We start from the raw sequence: 23524 nt of genomic DNA, 5'->3' as shown, positions 1-23524 counted from the left end.
AGCCTTTTACGGGGTAGAAACCTGATCTAAAGGGAGAAAATAAAGAAAAGGACGTGTTCAGGCACGTCCTTTGGTGAATGAAGATGGATTATTCGCTCCAGCTGACCCAGCCCAGCATCCAAGTAAGGAGAATCAGACCACCAAATACGATGCGGTAGTAGGCAAAAGGTACATAGTTTTTACTGGAGACAAATTTCAGTAAAGCTTTTACTGCCAATAAACCGGCAATAAATGCCGCGATAAAACCGATGGCAATTTGCCCGACATCTTGCAAGGTAAAGAGTTTGTAGTTTTTTAAGATATCGTAACCTGTTGCCGCAATCATCATCGGTACAGCAAGGAAGAATGAGAATTCAGTAGCTGTTTTACGTTCCAGCCCCCATAGCATGCCGCCCATGATGGTACTGCCTGAGCGTGATGTACCAGGGATAAGGGCACAAATTTGGGCGCATCCTACAACAAATGCGTCGATAGGGCGCATATCATCTACATGATTGACTTTAGGTTTTGCTGTTGTTTGACGTTTTTCAACCCATAAAATGAAGAAACCACCCAGTACCAGCATGGTAGCAACAGTAATTGGGTTGAAAAGATGTAATTTAATTTGTTTACTGAACAAGAGACCTACAACCGCAGCTGGTATGAAGGCAATAAATAAATTCAGTACAAAGCGATTGGCTGTTCGTTCTTTACCCAGTCCTTTTATGATATGGGTAAATCGTTGGCGGTATTCGAATACAACGGCTAATACAGCACCAAGTTGGATAGCAATTTCAAATACTTTTCCGTTGCTTTGAAAGTTCATTAAGTCACCGAATACAATCAAGTGACCGGTACTGGAAATAGGGAGAAACTCGGTTAAACCTTCGATAATACCGAGAATTAGTGCTTTAAATAAAATCAGAATGTCCATAAGTTTTCAGACGGCCTTGAGGCCGTCTTTCTTTTGTTGAATAGTTAAAGTGGTTTTGAGGATTGTTCGCGGCGGACTTTGACGATGAGCTCGTCTATGGTTTTCATACCGGCTTTCCAGTCGGTACTGTTGAAATTGACTTTGTATTTACCACCGACGATGACAGTTGGTGTGTTTTCAATTCGATAAGTTTCCGTCAATTGCTGCATTTTTGCAGCAGCCGATGTGGCAGCAGGACTGTTGTAGGCTTGAAGCAGTCTTTTACTGTCAAAACCTGTTTGTTTGCCCACCCATGATCGGAATACATTGGTATCGGCCAGGTTGATTTTTTGTTCGTAAACTGCTTTGAAGATGACTGGATTGGCTTGATATTTCAAACCTGAAAGATTGACGGCTGCGGCCACCTTGGCCAAACCCAACATTTCAGGCATCCAAACAACGTGTTCTGTCCGTAAGGAAACATCTTTGGCAAAGGTTTTGCTGTGTTGCAACAAAACTGGATCGAGATGGTAACAATGGACGCAGAAGTAGCCGAAAAATTCTAGCACTTCAATTTTTCCGGCTCGCTGCTGCGGGATAGGGTGACTAAGAACGGTATAGTCCACGCCTTCGGTAGCAGCCTGCGCACTCAGGTTGAGCAGGCTCAGGCTGAGTGCGGCAATGGTTTGTTTTATACGCTGCTTCATCAGTGATTCCATTATTTGGTAGAACGAATCAAGCTGTTGATATTATGGCCTTGCAGGTTTTTTTGCAGTTTTACAGCGGCTTCCTGCGGCATGGTGTTACTTTGAACTCGGTAAATAGTTTTGTCGCCGTTTTGCGATTCAACCACTTTGGAAGAAACACCTAAAATAGCCAGTTTGGCACGTTGTGAGTCTGCGCTGGAGCGGTCTGCATATGAACCAAGTTGCAGGAAGGCTTTTTTACCGCTGTTGGCAGCTATTTCGGCTTTTTCTGCTGACTGTTTACTTGCAGCGTTGCTGCTTTCTTTTGTTGCAGAGGCACTTGCTGCTTTACGTGCTTTTTCGATGCTGCCGCTGTTGAGGATTTGCTCAGGTGTCGGCTTGTTTTGTTTTTTGGTTTCGACTGCTTTTTTCTCGGCCAATTTGCGCTCGGCACGCTCTTTTTGTTTGTCGGTAAGTTGGTCGGCCGCTTTTTTGTCTTTTGCAGTTTTATCAGCAGCTTCTTTTTCAGCTTTGGCTTTTTCTGCGCGTTTTTTTTCTAATTCGGCTTTTTTCTCGGCCAGTTTTTTCTTGGAGGCTTCTTTTTCTGCTTCCGCTTTTGCAGATTTTTCTTTGGCTTCACGTTCGGCTTTGTCGGTGGCAGTTTTGTCTGCTTTTTCTTTGGCTTCGCGTTCGGCTTTGTCGGCGGCGGCTTTTTCAGCTTTTTCTTTAGCTTCGCGTTCGGCTTTTTCTGCTTCAGCTTTATCCGCTTTTTCTTTGGCTTCACGTTCTGCTTGTTCAGCTTTTTCCTGAGCTTCTTTTTCCGTTTGAGCTTTTTCTTCAGCTTCTTTGGCAGCCTTTTCAGCCTCTTCTTTAGCTTTGACTTCTTTCTCTGCCGCTTTTTTTTCAGCAGCTTCTTTAGCTTTGACTTCTTTCTCTGCCGCTTTTTTTTCAGCAGCTTCTTTTTCTGCTTTGGCTTTTTCTTCATCTGCTTGGGTAGATGAAGTGTCGGTAGCCGGGCGTTTCTCTGCGTTGTCTTGAGGTTTCAGGATTTCAGGTTCTTCGCTTTGTTTAGACTGAGTCAGCTCTTTGAAAACGTTTTGGTTGCCTTGGTTCAAGAAGAACAAAATACCGGCAATAATACCTGTTGCCAGTATCAGGCCGAAAAAGAAACCGGCCAAGCCTTTGCCATATTGTGTAGATTTTTTCATGACTTACCTTGTAATAATGGGTTCAGACGGTCTGAAGGGAGACTGTCTGAGTTTGGATTCGATATTTTATCAATAACCGTTATAGACGGCAAAATCCTGATGCTTTGTTTACTCTAGTTTTACTTAAACATAAAGATTCAGGTCGTCTGAAAAAGTTAAAGGGCGCGACGGAAGCCGATGGCTTTCATCACATGGGTTTTACTGACTTCTTCGTCGCCTGCCAAATCGGCCAGCGTACGGGCAACGCGCATGATGCGGTGGAAACTTCGTGCAGAAAGGGACAGTTTTTCGAGCATGGTTCCCAAGGCTTCTTGCGCTTCTTTTTGGATGCGGGCTTTGCCATCGAGCTCGCTGACACTCAATTCGGCATTAACTTTGCCTTGTCGGCCGTATTGGATTTTGCGCGCGGCGGTAACTCGTTCCAATACGGTGGCACTGGATTCGCCTGCTTCTTGTTGCATTAACTCGGCAGCGGAAAGGCTGGGTACTTCGATGGTTAAATCAATACGATCGAGCAATGGCCCTGAAATTTTGTTGCGGTAGCGGGCAACACTTTCAGGCGTACAGCGGCAAGGTTTGGACGGATGGCCAAGATAGCCGCAAGGGCAGGGGTTCATGGCGGCGACAAGTTGGAACTTGGCCGGATAAACTGCTTGGCGTGCGGCGCGGGAAATATGGATTTCGCCGTTTTCCAAAGGTTCGCGCAACACTTCTAATACTTTACGGTCAAACTCGGGTAATTCGTCTAAAAACAACACACCATGGTGCGCCAATGAAATTTCGCCCGGACGTGGGTCTGAACCGCCACCTACCATGGCGGCCGAGCTGGCGCTGTGATGAGGGCTGCGGAAAGGACGGTTGCTGTCGAGTTGCTGTTGATGGTTGGGCAGGAGCGAACGCAAAGCCCATACTTCGACCAATTCGTCTTCGGTCAAAGGTGGGAGGATACCGGGTAAACGTTGCGAAAGCATGGATTTGCCCGTACCCGGAGGACCCATCATCAGCAGGCTGTGTCCGCCTGCAGCTGCGATTTCCAAGGCGAGGCGAGCAGTATGTTGGCCTTTAACATCAGCTAAATCAGGAATTTTACTTTGTTCAGACGGCCTTTGCGTCAGCTTGCATTCGGTTTGTGTCAGCGGTTCGATACCGTTTAAATGCGCGGCCACTTCACCTAAAGAACGTGCGCCATAAACTGTGATACCGCGCATGACGGCAGCCTGTTCGGCATTTTCTTGCGGCAAGACGAACGAACGGCCTGCCTGCATTCCCTGCCATGCCATGGCCAGCGCGCCGCGTACGGGACGCAGCAGGCCGGACAGCGCCAATTCTCCGGCAAACTCATATTGTGCGAGCTTTTCAGGGTTAATTTGTCCCGAAGCGGCAAGAATGCCCAAGGCAATCGGCAAATCGAAACGGCCGGATTCTTTTGGGAGGTCGGCCGGTGCGAGGTTGACGGTAATTTTCTTGGCGGGAAAGTCGAAGCCGCTTTGGATGATGGCGGCACGCACACGGTCGCGGCTTTCTTTGACTTCAGTATCCGGTAAGCCGACGATATTGAAATGTGGCAAGCCGTTGGCAAGGTGGGCTTCCACTTCGACCAACGGCGCATTCATGCCGCTTAAGGCGCGGCTGTAAACCAAAGCAAGCGACATGTTTCAGACGGCCTTATTCGGCAGCTTCGGTTTGTTGTTTGATTTCGGCAACAGCTTCTTCCGCAGCGGCTTCGGCAGCTTTCAAAGCAGCTTCTTCAGGCTCTTGAGCAGCTTCGAGTTTGGCCAAACGGGCTTCCAATTCGGCCAGTTTGGTACGGGTTTTAATCAAAACCTGTTGTTGGATGTCGAATTCTTCGCGGGTCACCAAATCCATGCGGTTGAACGCGCTGCCGAGCATGGCTTTAACGTTTTTCTCCATGTCTTTGGCAGGGCTGTTGGCGATGGTTTCGCTGATTTTGGAGCTGACTTCTTCAAAAAGTTGTTTGCCGAACATAATCCGTATCCTTTATTCAGAATGTATATAGAAATTCAAGTGGCTATTGTATAAGGAAAAAGGCCGTCTGAAAACGAGAATTTTTGAGACGGCTTTTGCTTTCTGCCGTAAATATTCAATGTGTTTTAACGCTCAATACGGGTTTCAAAAATAGGCATCAGCCACGCGCCGCCTGCAAAGCCTTTGCATGAACCGGTGGTGTGTTCCTCATTACGGACAAAGGTTTTGCCGTCCCATACAGCCGTATTGCCAGACCAGCAATCGCCTATGCCGCGGCCTTTGAAGCTGCCGCTGAGTGCGGCTGTTTTTTCATCAAATCCGCCATGACCGCCGTATGTCATTGGCGGCAGCACTTGTTCGATCTTGGTCAGTTCTTTGTTGGCAATGGCATAGTAACCACTGGTTTGATAAGCACCGCCGATACAGATGGCCTCTACCAATACTTGTTGTTTGTTGAGCGGATAAATACTTAGGCTGCGGTTCCAATGCATTTGCTCTTTATTGTGCAGGGCGGGACAGTATTTATCGTCGTTTTCGGAAACGCGGTTGCTCTCGCTCAAGAGCTTCATGACGGCGCTGTGGCGCGGTGTGTCCTGTTCCAGCATATAGCTTGCTTTTTGTGGTACGGCAACGGCATGGATTATGGGTTTGGGCTGAGGATTTAATACAGCCTGACTACTGTCGCCTTTGCGTATCAGCGCGGAAGGCGTATTCAGACGGCCTTGGAATTCGTCCGCTTTTAACATCGCTGCCGCTGCACCTTGGTCGGACAAGTGCCATTCATATTTTCCAGAGCGGATACTGATTTTGCTCTCTTTTTTCAATGCTTCGAGTAAGGCGCTGGTTTGCGCGCTGCTCAATTTGCCTTGGCCTTTTTTATTGAACGCCAATTTGCCCAGTGATTTACCGTTCAATACCAATTCGTTGCGGGTTGCAATGCTGGCAAGTTGTGTGTCGTCGTCATTAAATGGCAGCAGGGAAACTTCGCCAATTACGGCGGCATTAGCCCCTGCTTGTCGGGTAAACAGGATAGAAACCGGCGGTTCTGTTTCATCTGCCTGATACCCGGCAAGACGGCAGGTGCCGGTATTGTCGCAAGCAATGTCCCAGTCTTTGTAATTTTGATAAAAGCCTTGAGGTGGTGCGGCAAGCGCAGTGGTGGGCAAAACAGCCAGCAGCCATTTTTTCATGATGTATTCCTTCAATTTTATTTATGTAGATTCACAAAGACAGCATAGCAATCCAAAATTTCGTTGCACTGTTTTTGTGAAAATACGATGTGTCGTCCGTAAAAAGGTTTTGAATATTTAGATGTAAAAAGGTCGTCTGAAACTCCCGTTCAGACGACCTTTATTATTTTTTTACACGCCTGCGGCTGCTTTCAATGCGGCTGCTTTGTCGGTGCGCTCCCAAGTAAATTCAGGCTCCTCGCGGCCGAAGTGGCCGTAGGCGGCGGATTTGCTGTAGATCGGGCGCAGCAGGTTGAGCATTTGGACGATGCCTTTAGGGCGCAGGTCGAAATGTTCGCGAACCAGGGAGATCAGTTTTTCTTCGCTGATTTTGCCGGTGCCGAAAGTATCGATGGAAATCGAAGTCGGTTCGGCAACGCCGATGGCGTAGGAAACTTGGATTTGGCATTGGGTTGCCAAACCAGCGGCTACGATATTTTTCGCAACATAGCGGCAGGCGTAAGCGGCGGAACGGTCCACTTTGGACGGGTCTTTGCCGGAGAATGCGCCGCCACCGTGCGGAGCTGCGCCGCCGTAGGTATCGACGATGATTTTACGGCCGGTCAAACCGCAGTCGCCTTGCGGACCGCCAATAACGAAGCGGCCGGTAGGGTTGATCAGGTATTTGGTTTCGTCGGTCAGCAGTTCAGACGGCAGAACCGGTTTGATGATGTGTTCGATCACGGCGTTTTTCAGCTCTTCGTAACCGATAGACGGATCGTGCTGGGTAGATAGGACGACGGTGTCGATGCGTTTTACTTTGCCGGTTTCGCTGTCGTAAACCACGGTCAGTTGGGCTTTAGCATCAGGGCGCAGCCAAGGCAGGCGGCCGTCTTTGCGCAATTCGCTTTGACGTTGCATCAGGCGGTGGCTGTAATAGATGGCAAACGGCATCAGGGTAGGGGTTTCGTCGCAGGCATAGCCGAACATCAAACCTTGGTCGCCCGCGCCTTGGTTCAAGTCGATGCCTTCGCCTTCGTTCACGCCTTGGGCGATGTCGGGGGATTGTTGGTCGTAGTACACGCCGACCGCACAGCCGTTGGCGTCAAAGCCCAGCTCGGAGGAGTTGTAGCCGATGCGTTTGATGGTTTCGCGTGCGACTTTGATGTAGTCCACTTGGGCAGTAGTAGTAATTTCGCCTGCCAATACGCACAAGCCTGTGTTGACCAAGGTTTCAGCGGCGACACGCGCTTTGGGGTCTTGCGCCAAGATGGCATCCAAAATCGCATCGGACACTTGATCGGCAACTTTATCCGGATGGCCTTCTGATACCGATTCGGAAGTAAACAGATATTCGCTCATTGCTATTCTTTCATTAAAAACAGGCTGCTGTGTTTTCAGACGGCCTTTTATTTCGGACAGCGGAAATCATAACAAAAACTCCGCTTTTTCTCTATACAAGTGAGAAATATTCGCACTTGCCTGCTGTTTCGGAATCCTGTTGCACGTTTCTTATAGGCAAAAAAATTCCCGCATTAAGCGGGTTTGGATTGCTCTAGCGAGCCACATCGGTTTTTCAACCGTCCACCTTACCTTTCCGTTTGAAAAGCAGGTTGGCATGGAATTCCCAACTCTTAATGCAGCGCGGATAGTAGCAGAAAAGCAGGTGTGCCGCAATATATTTGCCCGAAGTCTGTTTTGTTCAGACGGCCTGTTTCGTTTACAATCTGTCCACTTCATTTTGGTAAAACCTTATGCAAACGCTTGTTACCTTTGTTTTTAAATTTTTGGCCGCGCTGCCTTTGGCTTGGTTGCACAAATTAGGCAATCTGCTGGGCGGTTTGGGTTTCCGCGTGCTGTCGAAAGATCGCCGGCGTGTTTTCGAAAACATGACACTTGCCGGCTTGAACCCGACGGATGAGGCGGTGAAAAAAGTTTTCCGTGAAACGGCAAAAGGCGGCTTGGAATTGCCGGTGGCATTTTTCAGACGGCCTGAGGAAATTGAAAACCTGTTTGTCAGTGTCAACGGTTGGGAACATGTTCAGACGGCCTTGAGCGCGGGCGAAGGTTTGCTGTTTATCACGCCGCACATCGGCAGCTATGATTTGGCCGGCCGCTACATCAGCCAGCAACTGCCGTTTCCGCTGACGGCGATGTACAAGCCGCCGAAAATCAAGGCTTTTGATGCGGTGATGCAGGCAGGGCGTGTGCGCGGCAAGGGCAAGACTGCGCCGACCAGCATTCAGGGCGTCAAACAAATCATCAAGGCCCTGCGCAGCGGCGAAGCGACCATTGTGTTGCCGGACCATGTACCGTCTCCGGAAGAAGGGGGCGACGGTGTGTGGGTGGACTTTTTCGGCAAACCTGCCTACACCATGACGTTGGCGGGCAAGCTGGCGCAAGTCAAAGGCGTGAAGGCTTTGTTTTTCTGCGGCGAGCGTCTGCCTGACGGGAAAGGCTTTGTCTTGCACATAGAGCCATTGCGCGGCGAATTGAACGGCGATAAGGAGAACGATGCACGCGTGATCAATGAAAATACCGAGTATTGGATACGCCGTTTTCCGGAACAATATTTGTTTATGTACAACCGCTACAAACATCCCGAAGGCGCGCCTTTCCCGCCGCCGGAAGTATAGGCTTGCCGAATGTAAAAAACCTGCTTGGACTCAAGCAGGTTTTGTATTTGGTCGGAATGAGAGGATTCGAACCTCCGACCCCTTCGTCCCGAACGAAGTGCGCTACCGGGCTGCGCTACATTCCGAATGTGGGAAATTATAGGATAGGAGAAGCCGGTTTGTACAGGGGTCGATAAATAATTAATAATTGGCTGCCGATAGGTTTGTTTTAGGCCGTCTGAAGCGATGTGTTTCAGACAACCTGTGTTTTTGTTTGCCACTTCTGCTGAAGCATTTGTCCTAATGGCATTATAATGTGGGCAATTGTTTTTTAGATTGTCTGCTATGTTTTATCTCTTTCAATCCGATCGTTTGGAATCGCTTGCAGAAATGTGTGCGCGTATTCATCAGGCTTCGCCCTTGGATTCTGTATTGGCGCAGGAAGAAGTGGTGGTGCAGAGCCAGGGGATGCGGCGGTATCTGAATGTATTTTTTGCGCGCAAACTCGGCGTGGCGGCGAATTTGAAGTTCAGTCTGCCTGCCGGTTTGGCGTGGCAGCTGATGCGTAAATTGGTTCCCGATGTGCCGCCGCTCAGTCCGTTTTCGCCTGAAGTTATGCGCTGGCGTTTGCTGGATTTGTTCCGCAGCGAAGCGTTTCAGACGGCCCCAGAATACGAAAACGTGCGCCTGAAGCTGGAAAGTTATTTGCACAGCTCGGCATCGGCGGATTATCAGCTTACCGGACAAATGGCGGATATTTTCGACCAATATTTGGTGTACCGCCCGGATTGGATTGATGCGTGGCAGGCCGGGAAGCTGCTGGGTTTGGGTGATGATGAGGATTGGCAGGCTCGGCTGTGGCGCTATTTGGACGATGGCAGCCAATCGGCGCCGCACCGCGTGGCCTTGTGGGAAAAGCTGTTGGCGCAGTTGGATAAATCGGTCTTGCCGCAAAGGTTTTTTGTATTCGGCATTTCGACAATGGCGCCGATGTATCTGCAACTGCTGCACCAAATTTCCAAGCATTGCGATGTGTTTGTGTTCGCGCTCAATCCGAGCAGCCAATATTGGGGCGAGGTCATCGACGAGGCGCAGATTTTGAAAAGGGGCGATGAGGCGGATTTGTCACAGGCAGGGCATCCGCTGTTGGCTTCTTTGGGCAAGCAGGGGCGCGATTTCTTTGATTTTCTGTCGGAAGTGGAAACCGAGCAGGATATTCAGGTTTATGAAGAGGGAAAAGACGATACCTTGTTGCATTGCCTGCAAAACGATATCCAAAGCTTGATCATGCCGTCTGAACGCTTATATCAACAGGAAGAAGGCGAAGTAGGCGCGCAACAGGCTTTGGTTCAGGTTCACGATGCGGACGGCAATCCAGTGTGTGTCGAGCCGGACAAATTGTTGAATGACGGCTCCGTCAAAATCGTCGCGGCCCACAGCCCTTTGCGCGAATTGCAGATTTTGAAAGAAGAGCTGTCGCTGGTGTTGCAAAAAAATCCCGACTGGCAGCCGCACGATATTGCCGTGTTGACACCGAATATCGAGCCGTACAGTCCGTTTATCGAAGCCGTTTTTGGACAGGAGCAGGCAGGCAGTCAGGCTTTGCCGTATTCGATTTCAGATGTGAAACTCAGCCGCCGTCAGCCGTTGCTGTATGCTTTGGCGCAAACTTTGGACTTGCTGGAGAGCCGGTTTGAAGTAGACAAGGTTTTGCCTTTGCTGGAAAGTCGGTTGGTACTGCAACGCTTCGGTTTGAGCGAGGAAGATGTGCCGCTGCTGCATGAGACTGTTGCCGGATTGAATGTGCATTGGGGGTTGGACCAAACCATGCGCGAGGGTAAAGACAACCTCTTTACTTGGCAGCAGGCGGTAGAGCGTTTGGCCTTGGGCTGGATGCTGCCCGAAGGCGGCAACGGCATGTGGCAGGGCGTGAGCGCGTGGCATAGCAACGTCAACCAGTTGGATGTGTTCAGCGGTTTTGCCGAATTTATCCGTACTTTGGCTGATATGGCGGCGCAATGGCAAGAGCCTGCCGATGTGGAAAGTTGGGTGCAGCGTTGCCGCGATTTGCTGGAGAAACTGTTTGCTCCGGATGCGGACGATCAATACGCCAAGCAGCAGTTTGAGCAGTCTTTGGCGAAATGGCAGGAAGAAGCGCAGTTAGCCGAATTTGACGGATTGTTGCCGTGTAAAACCGTTATCCGCCATATCCGCCGCTTTTTGGACAGCGAAAGCCAAGCCGGATTTTTGAGCGGCGGCATTACTTTTTGCAGTATGGTGCCGATGCGCAGCCTGCCGTTTAAAATGGTTTGCCTGTTGGGTTTGAATGACGGTGATTTCCCGCGCAATACCAAAGCGGCGGTGTTCGACCTGATTGCCAAACATCCGAAAAAAGGCGACCGCGCCCGCCGCGACGACGACCGTTATCTCTTCCTCGAAGCCTTAATCAGTGCACGCGAAATGCTGTATTTGTCTTATATCGGCCGCGATATACGCAATGATGCCGAGTTCGCGCCGTCTTCGTTAATCAGCGAGCTGCTGGATACCATTGCCGCCATGACGGGGAAAAGCGGGCGCGAGTTGTCGGAGAAATGGGTGAAACATCATCCTTTGCAATCGTTCTCACGCCGTTATTTCCAAAAGGACGCGCTTTCAGAGGGCCTCTTCAGTACGCGCCAAGATTACGCCGATGCGTTGAACCAACCGCAAGCGGAAGCGCAGCCGTTTTTCCTTGAGGCTTTAAGTCAGGAAGAGCCGGACAAGACCATTCATCAAGGCGAGCTCATCAGTTTTTGGCGTAATCCTGTCAAAGTTTGGCTGAAGAAAAATTTAAGCTGGGATCAGCCGTATCTGGACGGCGCATGGGAATCTGCCGAACCGTTTGAGCCGCAACATGAAGGCCGGATTGCCGATGCTTATTTGGATGCGCGGCGCAAAGGGGAAAATTTTGAAGATACGGCCATTCGGTTGAATGCCGAAAGCCTGATGCCGGTGGGCGAGTTGGGCGGTTTATGGCAGAAGCAGTATCAAATATCTGCGAAAAACGTAGATGCCGAGTTGATACGCAGCGACAAAAGGCCGTCTGAACCTTATGAAGAATCCTTTGACGACTTGGTTTTACAAGGCACCATCGGCAATCTTTATGAATGCGGCCGCATTGTGTTCCTAAATCAAAAAGACAATGCGCCCAACCGCATTGCCCGTTTGTTGGAGCATTTGATTTTTTGCGCCATCGCCCCTAAATCCGTTGCAAACCGACAAACCTATATTGTCAGCTTGGGGCAGAGCGAAACCTATGCCGCCATCGGGCAAGAGGCCGCGAGAGAGCTTTTGAAAGAATGGTTGGTATATTTCCGAATTGGACAAAATACCCCCTTACCGTTTTTTGCCAAAACCAGCCTTGCTGCTGCGGAGGAGTACAACAAGAAAGAGGATTGGGATGCTGCCTTGAGAAAGGCCCATGAGGTTTTTAACGGCAATAAAATGAGTAAAGGGCAGAAAGAATATACCGAAGTGAAGCTGGTGTTTGGTCATTCGGACGAATCGCCTCTTGATGAGCCGGTATTTGAAAACCTCATCGTCAATCTGCTTGTTCCGCTTTTGACCGGCGTGGCAGGGAAAACCGATACAACAGAACAGGAGTAAAGCATGGCTACTTATGCAGAATATTTGGATTTTGATACCGAAGAAGACAAATTGAAACAGCAGCAACTCTATCAGGCAACCGAGCTGTCGGCGCAAACGGTAGCGGCGGTTAAAAAGATCAGCCGTCCGCAAAACTGGCTGCTTGCCGCTGCGCCATACTGCCCTGATTGCCGCGTGTTTGTGCCGTTTATTCAAAAAATGGCGGAGTTGAACCCCAATATCCGTGTCAACTATATTGCCCGCAGCAATTTTGACGACAGCAGCTGTTTCGATAATCCGCGCCAACAGGAAATCGTCCGCGCCAATCAAAAAATCCCAGCGCTGTTTTTGATGGGTCATGAAGAGGAAGGACCTGTGTTTAACGAGTTTCCGCAAGTGGTGTTGAAGCAAATTGCGGCAGATGAAACCCGTCGCACGGAATTGCGCGATGCGTACCGTGCCGGCGAATTTAATGCTGATATTGAGGCTCAGATTGTAGCGGCGTTGGCATGGGCAGAGCAGCGTTGTTGAGCAGATATTGCTGGTGTGTACAGCCATGTTTTGAACCGCTTTGATATTTTTCTTTGTCATAAAAAGGCCGTCTGAAAAGATTTCAGACGGCCTTTTTTGATACTTAACACTTTATCAAATCTCGATTTTATTCGGCGTAAAGGTTTGCCATTTGTTGCAGGCCGGGCAGTGCCAGAAGAATACTTGGGATTTGAAGTGGCAGTTGCGGCAGCGGTACATGACGCTTTTTTGCAGCTGGCGGCCGATAATGGAACGAATCATATCGGTATCGGCTTTCCACTCCGGATTCATATTGCTGAGTTTCAAACCAAGCAGGCGGTACACGCCGTTGAGGTCGGGTTTTTGGCGGACGAGTTCGACAGCGATTTGCGCTGCTTCGGTTTCGCCTTTGAGTAACAGGGCCTTCTCGTAGATGACGTTGATCAGGTCAAGATCGGGGAAGGTTTGCATATAGCCGATAAGGCGGTTGAGGCCTTCTTCCTGCTTGCCTTGCGCGGCATAGGCTTCATAGAGTTTCTCGCCGACCATGCTCAAATAGGCGTGGTTTTGCTGCTCGATGGCGGAATACGCTTCTACTGCGGCAGGGAAATTGCCCTGACGGTATTCGATGTCGCCAAGGATGATGTTGGCGCGCGTACATTTTTTGTTGGCTTCGAGTGCTTTGCCGATATTGTAGCGGGCGGCGTCGAAGTTGGATTTGAACAGCGCGGCTTGGGCGATTTCGCAATAGAACTGGGCGATTTCAAACTGGTAGGTCTGTTCGTCATGGCTCAAGAGCTGCGCCATTTCGATGGCTTTTTCCCAGTCGCGGTCTTGCTGGTAGATGCTCAAAAGGTGTTGGCGGGCTTCGCGTGCCATATCGCCTTCCTGCAAACCGAGGAAGATTTGTTCGGCACGGTCCACCAAGCCTGCGCTTTGGTAGTTTTGCGCCAATTCAAAAAGCACGCGCGCGCGTTTTTCGTTGACGGTGTCGGGCGAATCGAGCAGGGCGCGGTGCATATTGATGGCTTTGTCATTTTCGCCGCGTTGGCGGTAGAGCTTGCCTAAGGTCAGATTCAAGTCATATGACTGCGGCTGCTGGTCGATGACTTCCGCCAATTCACGCGCGGCACGGCCGCTGTTGCGGTCAACGAGGGCATCAAGGCTTTTGTAAAACCCTGCCGGTATGCTTTTGGCCTGCTTCAGGACGGTTTTCATATCGACGCGCGCAGCAAACCAGCCCATAGCGAAGAAAACGGGGAGGAGGACGATGGGCAGTAAGATGACCCACAATTCGTTGTCCATGGTATTCCTTTATTGGTTGGTGGCGTTACGCTTTGGGAGTGGCTTCAGAAGTCGTTGCCGGTGTTTCGGTTTTGACCAGAGTCAGGTCTTTTTCGGAAAGGTGGGCGTGTTTTTTCACTTCGGCGCGCAGGCGGTTGTTTTCGCTGCGCAGGGACAGCAGACGGCCGAAGAGGGCAAACATACCGAACACGATGCCGATAATAAATGCACCGAAAAGCACGACAATCAGCGGCAGATTGACGTTTTGGCCGGGCAGGTAGAAGAAGGATACGGTGTGGGTATTGGTGATGGCCAGCAGGAGGAAAACAAGAAGAATCAGGATTTTGATGATGGTATAGATGAGTTTCATGGGTTACTCCGGGTTGGCTGCGGTTGGGGCAGGCCGTCTGAAAAATGGTATCAGTTTAAACGATTTGCCGGATTTCGGATAGGACGGCATGTTTCAGACGGCATGGGAAGGGTATCTTTAATGCTGACGGGTACTTGTCAAACCCATATTGAAAGGCGTATTGTTCAGTCTTTAATTAATTAATTTATTTTGCACATCAGAATAAGAAAGGCAATCATCATGAGCAGACCAGTCCCAGCCGTATTCGGCAGCGTTTTCCACGCTGAAATGCCCGTTATCGCTTATCGTGAAGGTAAATGGCAACCGGTAGAATGGCAATCTTCCAAAGACCTGACACTCGCCCCCGGCGCACATGCTTTGCATTACGGCAGCGAATGTTTTGAGGGTTTGAAGGCATTCCGTCAGGCAAACGGCAAAATCGTGATGTTCCGCCCGACCGCCAACATTGCGCGTATGCAGCAAAGCGCAGATATTCTGCACCTGCCGCGCCCTGAGACTGAGGCTTATTTGGATGCTTTGATTGAATTGGTCAAACACGCTGCCGAAGAAATTCCTGATGCGCCAGCTGCGTTGTATCTGCGTCCGACTTTGATCGGTACCGATCCTGTGATCGGTAAGGCCGGATCTCCTTCTGAAACTGCTTTGCTGTACATTCTGGCTTCTCCTGTCGGCGACTATTTCAAAGCCGGTTCGCCCGTTAAAATCTTGGTTGAGACCGAACATATCCGTTGCGCCCCACATATGGGTCGTGTGAAATGCGGCGGCAACTACGCTTCCGCCATGCCTTGGGTATTGAAAGCCAAAGCAGAGCACGGTGCAAACCAAGTGCTGTTCTGTCCGAATGGCGATGTTCAGGAAACCGGCGCGTCTAACTTTATCCTGATTAACGGCGATGAAATCATTACCAAACCGTTGACAGACGAATTCCTGCACGGCGTTACCCGTGATTCCGTGCTGACTGTTGCCAAAGATTTGGGCTACACTGTTACCGAGCGCAACTTTACTGTCGATGAGCTGAAAACTGCGATTGAGAATGGTGCGGAAGCGATTCTGACTGGTACGGCTGCGGTCATTTCTCCGGTAACTTCTTTCGTGATTGATGGTAAAGAAATCGAAGTGAAGAGCCAAGAGCGCGGTTACGCAATCCGTAAGGCGATTACTGACATTCAATACGGTTTGACAGAAGACAAACACGGCTGGTTGGTCGAAGTTTGTTGAATAGAACGCATTTAATAAAAAAGGCCGTCTGAAATATTTTTTCAGACGGCCTTTTTTATTGGTTTTTAGATGGTGAAAGCAATAATAAAATACTAAATTTTGCAAATAAACGGTAGTATTTTAAGATAATCGGTATATAATGCGCAATTATGTTGTAAAAATACACATTGAAAATATCGAATTTTATTGATTTTTCGATGAAGTTAAAAACAATTATAGATATTTATTTCGTATATTTTGTAAATTTAGTTAAATTGGGAATGCTAAAAGCATATTGTGTTAGAATTCCCCTCCTTTTTGGTTTTGCGGGATTAACTCTGTCACGCCAAAAAGGAAAACAATACAAGATAAAACCATTTTTATTTTGCTATAAAAATCAAAAATAACTTAACTTTGGATGAACTAATCAATTAAAAAGGGACTCTGATACATTTCCGTCAAAAATGACCAGATACATGGTACGCGGACAGATTGCCTATAAAAGTCATCCAAGGGTTCTGTCTAAACACCATTACCGTTTCCAATCAGAAAACCGGCAGAAGGGGAAACGCTGCCGAGTTTCTCAAAGTGGCCAGCTTCGGTTTGGCCTTTATACAGGCAATTGCTGTTACGACAGAATCCGTCTTACCTCTTTATTCAATCGAACTTTTTTGTTGCACACTTGTGCGGTGGAAAAGGGCGATATTCGATACAAGGAAATACGCTGATTATGTCACATAAACTTGCTCCTCTTGGCCGTACCCATATTCGTCAAGGCTCCTCAACTCCTGAAACCACTTCCAAATCATCTTCTCCTCTACAAGAATGGATACACACCCAAAATTGGGGGGATAGTCCGTCGGTTTTTCCAGAACCCAAGCAATTAAGCGGTAAAAATACGGTAACGAGAGAAGTAGTGCATGTGGCGGAGGCAGCAAGATTTGACAGTTCTTCATCATCTTCAGACGATCTTGTGACAAAAATGCATGTTGCACGGGCCAGCGTTGCTTCTGTAAGCAGCGTTTCCAGTAAACATATCATTGCGCCTAAAGTGGCGAGCAAACACGTTGTTTCAAAAGAATCGGTTAATCAATCGATGGAAAAAGTCCTGGCTGAAAGGCAAAAAATTTACGAAGAGGCTAAAGCAAAAAAAATAGCCGAAGCCGCAGCAGCCAAAGCGCAGGCGGTTGAGCGCGCAAAAGAAGCTCATAAAGCAGCAGTCGAAAAAGCGATTGCAGAGCGTAAAGCCAAACAAGAAGCCGCCCGCAAAGAGAAAGAGGCGGAAGACAGAATTGCCGAAGGAAAAGAAACAGTTGAAATTGCGCATAAAAAGAATTTGAACGATTCAGACGGCCATAACAAAATCACGAGCGTTTCTGCCGGCAAAAAAACAGCCATGAGTCACGATAGCCACCTCAGTTCGGGCAAAGAAAACAAAATTGACGATCATGCCGAAAGCAGGGCCGGTGTATCTGGAAAATACCGAGTGTATGAATCTAAAGAGTACGGCAATTATGTTCGCGTGAACGATTTTGGTGCCGATGCGCAGGGTAAAAAAGACAGTCTTCAGGCATTTAAAGCGGCTTTAGAAGCGGCTCATAAAGAAAAAGCCATGGTTTTCTTGGATGGTACCTACTATATTTCTAATCAGATTGTGATGGATAAAACCGTTTCCGGTGCACGTGGCTTGTTTGGTTCGGGCATGGGCAAAACCAAAATAACGTTTGATAAGGCGCAGACAGGTGTGTTCAATCCGGACACCAACCATGACGATATCCGCGAATTTGCCGGTATCTTGATTGATGGGCAAAACAATAAAACCATTGCCGATTTGTCGGTTCAATATACCAACCCTGATTTTTACCGCAAAGGCTTAAGCTATTTTGGCAAGGTAAACGGCATTTTGGTGAACGATGCGGACAATACTTTAATCAGCAAAGTAGAGGTTTCCGGTGCCAATCGCGCTGGTGTGATGTTTACATCGACCGCCTCTTTGGAGACGGAAAAAGGTCAAAAGCTGACCTTTAAAGCGCGCGTACAAAGTGGCGAAATTGATGAAACATATGAAGCGCTGCCTTTGGGTGAAAACAACCGTATTGTTGATTCGTATCTGCACCACAACCGCGTTGCCGGTGCGCTGATTGGTTTCCAACAAAACTTTATCGGCGAGGGCAACCGTTTGGATTGGAACGGACACGAAGCGGACGGCGGTACCGGCTACGGTATGGCTGTGGCTGCCGGCAGCTACAATTACGGCATCACATACCGTAAAAACACGACCGACCATAACTACCGCAAGGGTTTGGATGTGCATGATGGTACAGGCATTGTCATTGAAGACAATGTGTTAACGGGTGACCGACTGTATGGCATTGTTGCCTACAACCGCCAGTTTTCTATGGATAAAGTCAAAATTACCGGCAATACCATTATTCAAGATCCGAGCTTCCGTTTAAATGTTGATGATGACTTGGGCAAGTACTACCACATGTATTCAGGTATTCAGGTGCAAACCAATACCCAATACAAAGATTTGCACTCGGCTGACAAAGGCTATTTTGATATCAGTAATAATGTCATTAAAAATCTGACGGTTTATCAAAACAATATTCAGACCTACGCGATTGAGTTCCGTAACCATGAAAGCAAAATGGATTACACGCTCAATATGGCAAACAACAAGATCAGCGGCGAATCCACCAAATATCTGATTGCCGTCATCAACGATACCTACGACCGCGTTTTATCTAAAAACGGCATTGGTAGCGGTACCATTACCATCAGCGGCAATGATGCCGATATCGGCAAGATTATGAAAGGCGCAGTACCGGTTTATGTGGAAGAACACCATGGTAATGTCGCTATGCATGGTGCGGTAACGATTCACAATAACAAAATTTCCGTGCGTGAAGAATCTGAAGGCTATGTCGAATTTGCTTATTTGAAAAGCAATGCCAAAGAGTACAACATCACCAATAACACATTGAAACTTGGTGGTGCCCTGAATGATGCTTTGGTAGACGTACACAGTACCAACCCTAAGGGCAAAGCATCTTTAAATGTAGCCAACAACAAAATCATGACGGACATTAAAGGTGAACTGTATGATTCATGGCTGCGCTTTGAAAACGACATCAAGACGTATTCAGAAGGCAATAGCCATAATGGCGAAGCACTGAAAAAGGTGAATACGACCGGCAGTAAAGTTGCATTGAGCGATATCTTGTCAGAAGCCAACCATATTGTCGAAACGACTAAAGAGACTGTGTATCATCATGCTAAGAACGTGTATACATCAGGAGTGGAAGAACATCATACAACGACAGGGATTTTGTAAGCTGTTGAAGTCGTAATCTTTATAGTTTAAATATCGATAAATAAAAAAAGGCCGTCTGAAAATTTTCAGACGGCCTTTTCATCTAACTCACATTATTTAGCCAGTTCGGCACGCAGTTTGTGGGTTACGTTCATCATCACTTGGAGTTGTTCCAGAGTTTCTTTCCAACCACGTGTTTTCAGGCCGCAGTCAGGGTTAACCCACAGACGTTCAACCGGTACAACCTCGATGGCTTTGCGCAACAGGTGCTCAACTTCAGCTTCAGTCGGTACGCGTGGGCTGTGGATGTCGTAAACGCCTGGGCCGATGTCGTTCGGGTATTTGAATTCGCCGAACGCGGTCAATAGCTCCATGTCGGAACGTGAAGTTTCGATGGTGATGACGTCAGCGTCCATAGCAGCGATGGCAGGCAAGATGTCGTTGAACTCAGAGTAGCACATATGAGTGTGGATTTGGGTGCTGTCTTCGCAACCGGTAGAGGACAGGCGGAAAGATTCGCCGGCCCAATTCAGGTAGGTATCCCAATCAGCACGTTTCAAAGGTAGACCTTCGCGGATGGCAGGTTCGTCAATTTGGATGACTTTGATGCCGGCTTTTTCCAGATCCAATACTTCGTCGTTCAGAGCCAGTGCGATTTGTTTGCATACGGTAGAGCGAGGAATATCATTGCGGACGAAAGACCATTGCAGAATGGTTACAGGGCCGGTCAACATACCTTTCATCGGGCGTTTGGTCAGGCTTTGTGCGTAAGTAGACCAAGCGACAGTCATGGCTTCAGGACGGCTTACGTCACCGAAGATGATAGGTGGTTTAACACAACGTGAGCCGTAGCTTTGTACCCAGCCGTATTGGGTGAATGCAAAACCGCTCAACAGTTCGCCGAAGTATTCAACCATGTCGTTACGCTCGGCTTCGCCGTGTACCAGTACGTCCAAGTCCAGTTTTTCTTGCTCTTCAACCACCAAGGCGATTTCTTTTTTCATCGCGGCTTCGTAATCGGCGGCAGACAGTTCGCCTTTTTTGAAGGCTGCGCGTGCTTGGCGGATTTCGGTAGTTTGTGGGAAAGAGCCGATGTTGGTAGTCGGCAGCAGAGGCAGGTTCAACCATGCTTGTTGCGCTTTGATACGGTCGGCAAATGGAGATTTGCGTTGGTCTGCGTTGGCAGGCAGGTCGGCAAGGCGTTTGGCAACGTCTGCACGGTGGATTTCGCTGCTGTTGGCGCGTGAGTCGGCAGCAGCTTGGCTGGCAGCCAGTTCTTCGGCAACGGAATCACGGCCTTCGTTCAATGCGGCTTTCAGAACGCGCAATTCTTGGGTTTTTTGCAGGGTGAATGCCAACCAAGAGTACAGGTCAGGTTTGTTGGCTTTCAGTTTTGCTTCAACTGACAAGTCAAATGGAGTGTGCAGCAGAGAGCAAGAGCTGGAGATCCACAAACGGTCGCCCAGTTTGGCTTGCAGAGGCTCGACAGTTTCCAAAACTTTGTTCAGGTTGGCGCGCCAAATGTTGCGGCCGTCGATAACGCCGGCAGACAGAACTTTGTCGTAGTCGGCAAATGCGTCCAGTTGCTCAGGAGCGCGTACCAAGTCGATGTGCAGGCCGTCAACAGGCAGGGATTTCAGCAATGCGGCATGTTCGGCAACAGAACCGAAGTAAGTGCTCAACAGGATTTTGGCGCTTACTTTGCTCAAAGTAGCGTAAACGTCTTTGTATGCTTCTACCCATTCTTTAGGCAGGTCAACAGTCAAAGCAGGCTCGTCGATTTGAATCCACTCGGCACCTGCTTCAATCAAAGCAGTCAGGATTTCAACGTAAACAGGCAACAGTTTAGGCAACAGGCTCAGACGGTCGAATTCAACGGCGCCTTTTTCTTTACCCACCCACAGGAAAGTCAACGGACCAACAACGGTCGGTTTGGCTTTCAAGCCCAAAGCTTGGGCTTCTTGCAGTTGTTGAACGTAGTGTTTGGCGTTGGCTTTGAATTCGGTATCGGCGTGGAATTCAGGCACCAAGTAGTGGTAGTTGGTATCGAACCATTTGGTCATTTCGATAGCGAATTGGTCTTTGTTACCACGGGCCAGTTGGAAGAATTGTTCCAAAGACAGGTTTTGGCTGTCGAAGCCGAAGCGGGCAGGGATGGCACCGGTAGCAACTTGCAGGTCGAGGATGTGATCGTAGAAAGTGAAATCGCCTACGGCAACGTAATCAGCGTTGGCAGCAGCTTGGTGTTTCCAGTTTTTCTCGCGCAAGTCTTTAGCAACAGCCAGCAATTCTTGCTCGCTGATTTCTTTGCGCCAGTATTTTTCTTGTGCGAATTTCAATTCGCGGAAGGCGCCGACGCGCGGGAAGCCTGAAAAATGCAATGTTGTCATGTTAACTCTCCTAGTTGGAATTTTTAATCAGGCCGGTATGGCCTGAATGTTCGATATTGTAAATCAGAATGGGGAGGCCGTCTGTTTTATTAACGGGGGCGCACACCCAAAATATGGCAGATGGCGTAAGTCAGTTCGCTGCGGTTGAGGGTGTAGAAGTGGAAGTCTTTGACACCTTCGCGAGAGAGGACTTTGACCATGTCAATGGCGATGCTGGCGGCAACAAGGTTGCGCGTGCCTTGGTCGTCATCCAAACCTTCGTACATTTTAGACAGCCAGCTTGGGATTTTGACGTTGGTCACTTGGGCCATTTTGGTCAATTGTTTGAAATTGGTTACGGGAAGGATGCCGGGAACAATTTCAACGTCAATGCCCATCATCACGCAACGGTCGCGGAAGCGCAGATAGCTTTCCACGTCGAAGAAAAATTGGGTAATAACGTGGTTTGCGCCCGCATCGATTTTGCGTTTCAGATTGATTAAGTCGGCTTGTGCGGATTTGGCTTCCGGGTGCACTTCTGGATAGGCTGCTACGGAAATATCAAAGTCGGCAACGGAGCGCAACAGTTTGACCAAATCTTCGGCATAGAAAGGTTTTTTCTCGTAGCCGGGCGGCTCGTCGCCACGCAGGGCGACAATGCGGCGGATACCGCTGTCCCAATAATCTTTGGCGATTTGGCGCAACTCGTCAGGGCTGGCGTCGATACCGGTCAAGTGAGGAGCGGCTTCAAGGCCGGTTTCTTGTTTGATGCGTTTGACGATACTGTGTGTGCGATCGCGTTCGCCGGAGTTTGCACCGTAGGTTACGGAAACGAATTTCGGATGCAAAGTTTGCAGGCGATGGATGGAATCCCATAGCATGGTTTCCATTTGTTCGTTTTTCGGCGGGAAAAATTCGAACGAAACATTGATGTCGCCTTTCAAATCAGAAAGGCTGTTGTTTAAAGCGGCGATTTCTCGAGCGTGATTCATGGTTATGCACCTTCTGCATATCTTTTATTTGTTGTCAGGTTGCATAATAAATTTGAGGTTGGTATGAGTCAATTTCGAAATTTTCCGAAATTGTATGAATAGATTTAATAAAGACCTCAGGCCGTCTGAAAAACTGCCTGAGGTCTTGTTTGATAGGGAAGGGGGGAAGATCATTCTGCTTCATCTATCCACGCTTGTTGCACGGCTTCGAGAATACGCTCGCCGCAACGCGCCGGATCATCGTCAAATTCAGGCAAAGCCATAATTAAATCACGCAGTTGGGTAAAGCGTACGGTTTTCGGATCGATGCTGTCGCCGTGTAAGTCGTAGAGTTCTTCGGCGATGCGTTGGGTATCTGTCCATTTCATGATGTGTTCCTTTATTGGGTTTGGGCTATTAGTAATTATTTTAATCAAGAAGAAGTCGGACTGCCAGATTGTTTTACGGAAGATTGGCAGATAAATGATGGCGCTATTTTTTAACAAAATAGCATAGTTGCGTTAAAATACGGCAAGACACTTAAAATTCACGGCAATCTGCCGTTTTATACTTTCTATTCCGCTTTGTATGATTTGGTTTTCATACAAAATTTACACTTTGTTATGCAACCAAATTTTTTGGAATGGCTCTTAAGAAAATCCATCGCTTAAAAATAAAAGGAAAAAAAAGATGAATAACGCACTCAACGCCAAGCTGTCCAAACTGATTTACGCGCTTGCTTCCGATGATCCGGAGTATCTGTCTAAAGCAGGCGCATTTGACCGTTTGCTGTTGTTGGTTCGCGAATTTTATCGGATGCTGGACGAAACAGAAGGTTTGAAGCAGCTGGTGTTCCGTCTGTATTACGGCAAGCATTATGGTTTGATTAAACTGGATGCCGCTTCACCCAATGACGATGCAGGCGCGTTGAGGTTGAAACGTTGGATGGTTTATTCGCGTATCGCAGAGCGTATCGAAAATTGCGGCAAGCATTTGTCGGTCGTGCTTGAAGATGTGGTGTTGGAAAATGGCGCGGACAAATCGCGTTATATAGATGAAGCCAATGTCATTATCGAGCGTTTCGGTTTGGTAAGAGATGAGGCTGTACTTTCGGCGATTGAGGCAGAGGAAGCTTTGAAGGCTGAGGCTGAACTGCCGACAGTAAATAAATCTCAGAACGCTGCTCCCCGTTATAATGGCAATATGCATCAAATCAGAATGCAAGAAAAAATTGAAAATTACTCCGCTACGCAGAAAGTGGCCTCCATGCAGATTTCGCGTATGCGTTTTATTTTCCCTCATATCAAATAATTTGCTGCATAACCAA

18 protein-coding genes, 1 tRNA gene and 1 riboswitch are annotated in these 23524 nt (G+C 48.5%); of the genes, 6 read left to right on the top strand and 13 right to left on the bottom strand.

Features of this window, described 5'->3' with window-relative positions; all coding sequences use genetic code 11:
• Positions 1-88 precede the first annotated feature (88 nt).
• The 7 genes from O3682_RS11100 to metK all read right to left on the bottom strand — a co-directional run bounded on the left by O3682_RS11100 (position 89) and on the right by metK (position 7303).
• Positions 89-913 (bottom strand): undecaprenyl-diphosphate phosphatase, encoded by an 825-nt coding sequence (locus tag O3682_RS11100; protein WP_070583696.1) that lies wholly within the window; start codon positions 911-913, stop codon positions 89-91.
• Positions 914-957: 44 nt separating this feature from the next.
• Positions 958-1599, bottom strand: a complete 642-nt coding sequence (locus tag O3682_RS11095; RefSeq protein WP_371510118.1) for a thiol:disulfide interchange protein DsbA/DsbL — start codon at positions 1597-1599, stop codon at positions 958-960.
• Between the two features lie 11 nt (positions 1600-1610).
• Positions 1611-2786, bottom strand: a complete 1176-nt coding sequence (locus O3682_RS11090; RefSeq protein WP_371510117.1) for an SPOR domain-containing protein — start codon at positions 2784-2786, stop codon at positions 1611-1613.
• Between the two features lie 155 nt (positions 2787-2941).
• A complete protein-coding gene (locus tag O3682_RS11085) occupies positions 2942-4438 on the bottom strand; it encodes a YifB family Mg chelatase-like AAA ATPase (RefSeq protein ID WP_371510116.1) in 1497 nt (498 codons plus the stop codon).
• 13 nt (positions 4439-4451) lie between these two features.
• Entirely contained in the window at positions 4452-4772 is a 321-nt protein-coding gene (locus O3682_RS11080) for an accessory factor UbiK family protein (RefSeq protein ID WP_003684455.1), read from the bottom strand.
• A gap of 125 nt (positions 4773-4897) precedes the next feature.
• Entirely contained in the window at positions 4898-5962 is a 1065-nt protein-coding gene (locus tag O3682_RS11075; RefSeq protein ID WP_371510115.1) for a DUF1176 domain-containing protein, read from the bottom strand.
• Positions 5963-6133: 171 nt separating this feature from the next.
• Positions 6134-7303, bottom strand: a complete 1170-nt coding sequence (gene metK / locus O3682_RS11070) for a methionine adenosyltransferase (RefSeq protein ID WP_371510114.1) — start codon at positions 7301-7303, stop codon at positions 6134-6136.
• Between the two features lie 173 nt (positions 7304-7476).
• Positions 7477-7587: riboswitch (SAM-I-IV-variant riboswitch) on the bottom strand.
• Between the two features lie 108 nt (positions 7588-7695).
• On the opposite strand from metK, the gene O3682_RS11065 reads away from it, so the two are divergent.
• A complete protein-coding gene (locus tag O3682_RS11065; protein ID WP_371510113.1) occupies positions 7696-8577 on the top strand; it encodes a lysophospholipid acyltransferase family protein in 882 nt (293 codons plus the stop codon).
• A gap of 48 nt (positions 8578-8625) precedes the next feature.
• On the opposite strand, the gene O3682_RS11060 is transcribed toward O3682_RS11065, so the two are convergent.
• Positions 8626-8702: transfer RNA gene (locus tag O3682_RS11060), tRNA-Pro, on the bottom strand.
• Positions 8703-8901: 199 nt separating this feature from the next.
• Between O3682_RS11060 and recC the strand changes: the two genes are divergently transcribed.
• Both recC and O3682_RS11050 read left to right on the top strand, forming a co-directional pair.
• Positions 8902-12201, top strand: coding sequence for an exodeoxyribonuclease V subunit gamma (gene recC / locus O3682_RS11055; RefSeq protein ID WP_371510112.1), 3300 nt, complete (start codon positions 8902-8904; stop codon positions 12199-12201).
• 3 nt (positions 12202-12204) lie between these two features.
• Complete coding sequence (locus O3682_RS11050) at positions 12205-12711, top strand: thioredoxin family protein (protein WP_371510111.1); 507 nt, start codon at positions 12205-12207, stop codon at positions 12709-12711.
• Positions 12712-12825: 114 nt separating this feature from the next.
• Here the strand turns inward: O3682_RS11050 and lapB are convergent, their stop codons facing one another.
• Positions 12826-13995 carry a lipopolysaccharide assembly protein LapB gene (gene lapB / locus O3682_RS11045; RefSeq protein ID WP_049330690.1) on the bottom strand — a complete coding sequence of 390 codons (1170 nt, stop codon included), beginning with the start codon at positions 13993-13995 and terminating at the stop codon, positions 12826-12828.
• 25 nt (positions 13996-14020) lie between these two features.
• A complete protein-coding gene (locus tag O3682_RS11040; RefSeq protein WP_371510110.1) occupies positions 14021-14344 on the bottom strand; it encodes a LapA family protein in 324 nt (107 codons plus the stop codon).
• Positions 14345-14563: 219 nt separating this feature from the next.
• Here O3682_RS11040 and ilvE point away from each other — a divergent pair, with 219 nt between their 5' ends.
• Together ilvE and O3682_RS11030 are read left to right on the top strand one after the other, a co-directional pair.
• Positions 14564-15562: a branched-chain-amino-acid transaminase gene (ilvE, locus tag O3682_RS11035; protein ID WP_371510109.1), complete on the top strand. Its 999-nt coding sequence runs from the start codon at positions 14564-14566 to the stop codon at positions 15560-15562.
• 1075 nt (positions 15563-16637) lie between these two features.
• Positions 16638-18878, top strand: a complete 2241-nt coding sequence (locus tag O3682_RS11030) for a right-handed parallel beta-helix repeat-containing protein (RefSeq protein WP_371510119.1) — start codon at positions 16638-16640, stop codon at positions 18876-18878.
• A gap of 92 nt (positions 18879-18970) precedes the next feature.
• Here the strand turns inward: O3682_RS11030 and metE are convergent, their stop codons facing one another.
• From metE to iscX, 3 genes are all read right to left on the bottom strand, one after another.
• Positions 18971-21247 carry a 5-methyltetrahydropteroyltriglutamate--homocysteine S-methyltransferase gene (gene metE / locus O3682_RS11025; RefSeq protein ID WP_371510108.1) on the bottom strand — a complete coding sequence of 759 codons (2277 nt, stop codon included), beginning with the start codon at positions 21245-21247 and terminating at the stop codon, positions 18971-18973.
• An 89-nt stretch (positions 21248-21336) separates the two neighbouring features.
• The gene (gene metF / locus O3682_RS11020) at positions 21337-22218 is read right to left on the bottom strand and encodes a methylenetetrahydrofolate reductase (protein ID WP_070583669.1); all 882 of its coding nucleotides are present in this window, start codon (positions 22216-22218) and stop codon (positions 21337-21339) included.
• A 170-nt stretch (positions 22219-22388) separates the two neighbouring features.
• Entirely contained in the window at positions 22389-22586 is a 198-nt protein-coding gene (gene iscX / locus O3682_RS11015) for a Fe-S cluster assembly protein IscX (protein WP_003682097.1), read from the bottom strand.
• Positions 22587-22887: 301 nt separating this feature from the next.
• Here iscX and O3682_RS11010 point away from each other — a divergent pair, with 301 nt between their 5' ends.
• Positions 22888-23508 (top strand): hypothetical protein, encoded by a 621-nt coding sequence (locus tag O3682_RS11010; RefSeq protein WP_371510107.1) that lies wholly within the window; start codon positions 22888-22890, stop codon positions 23506-23508.
• The last annotated feature ends 16 nt before the right edge of the window (positions 23509-23524 follow it).

The organism is Neisseria sp. 27098_8_112 (assembly GCF_041433235.1).
Taxonomy (GTDB): Bacteria; Pseudomonadota; Gammaproteobacteria; order Burkholderiales; family Neisseriaceae; genus Neisseria.
The sequence above is the reverse complement of the archived record's forward strand: the minus strand, read 5'-3'. Positions and strand labels throughout refer to the sequence as shown.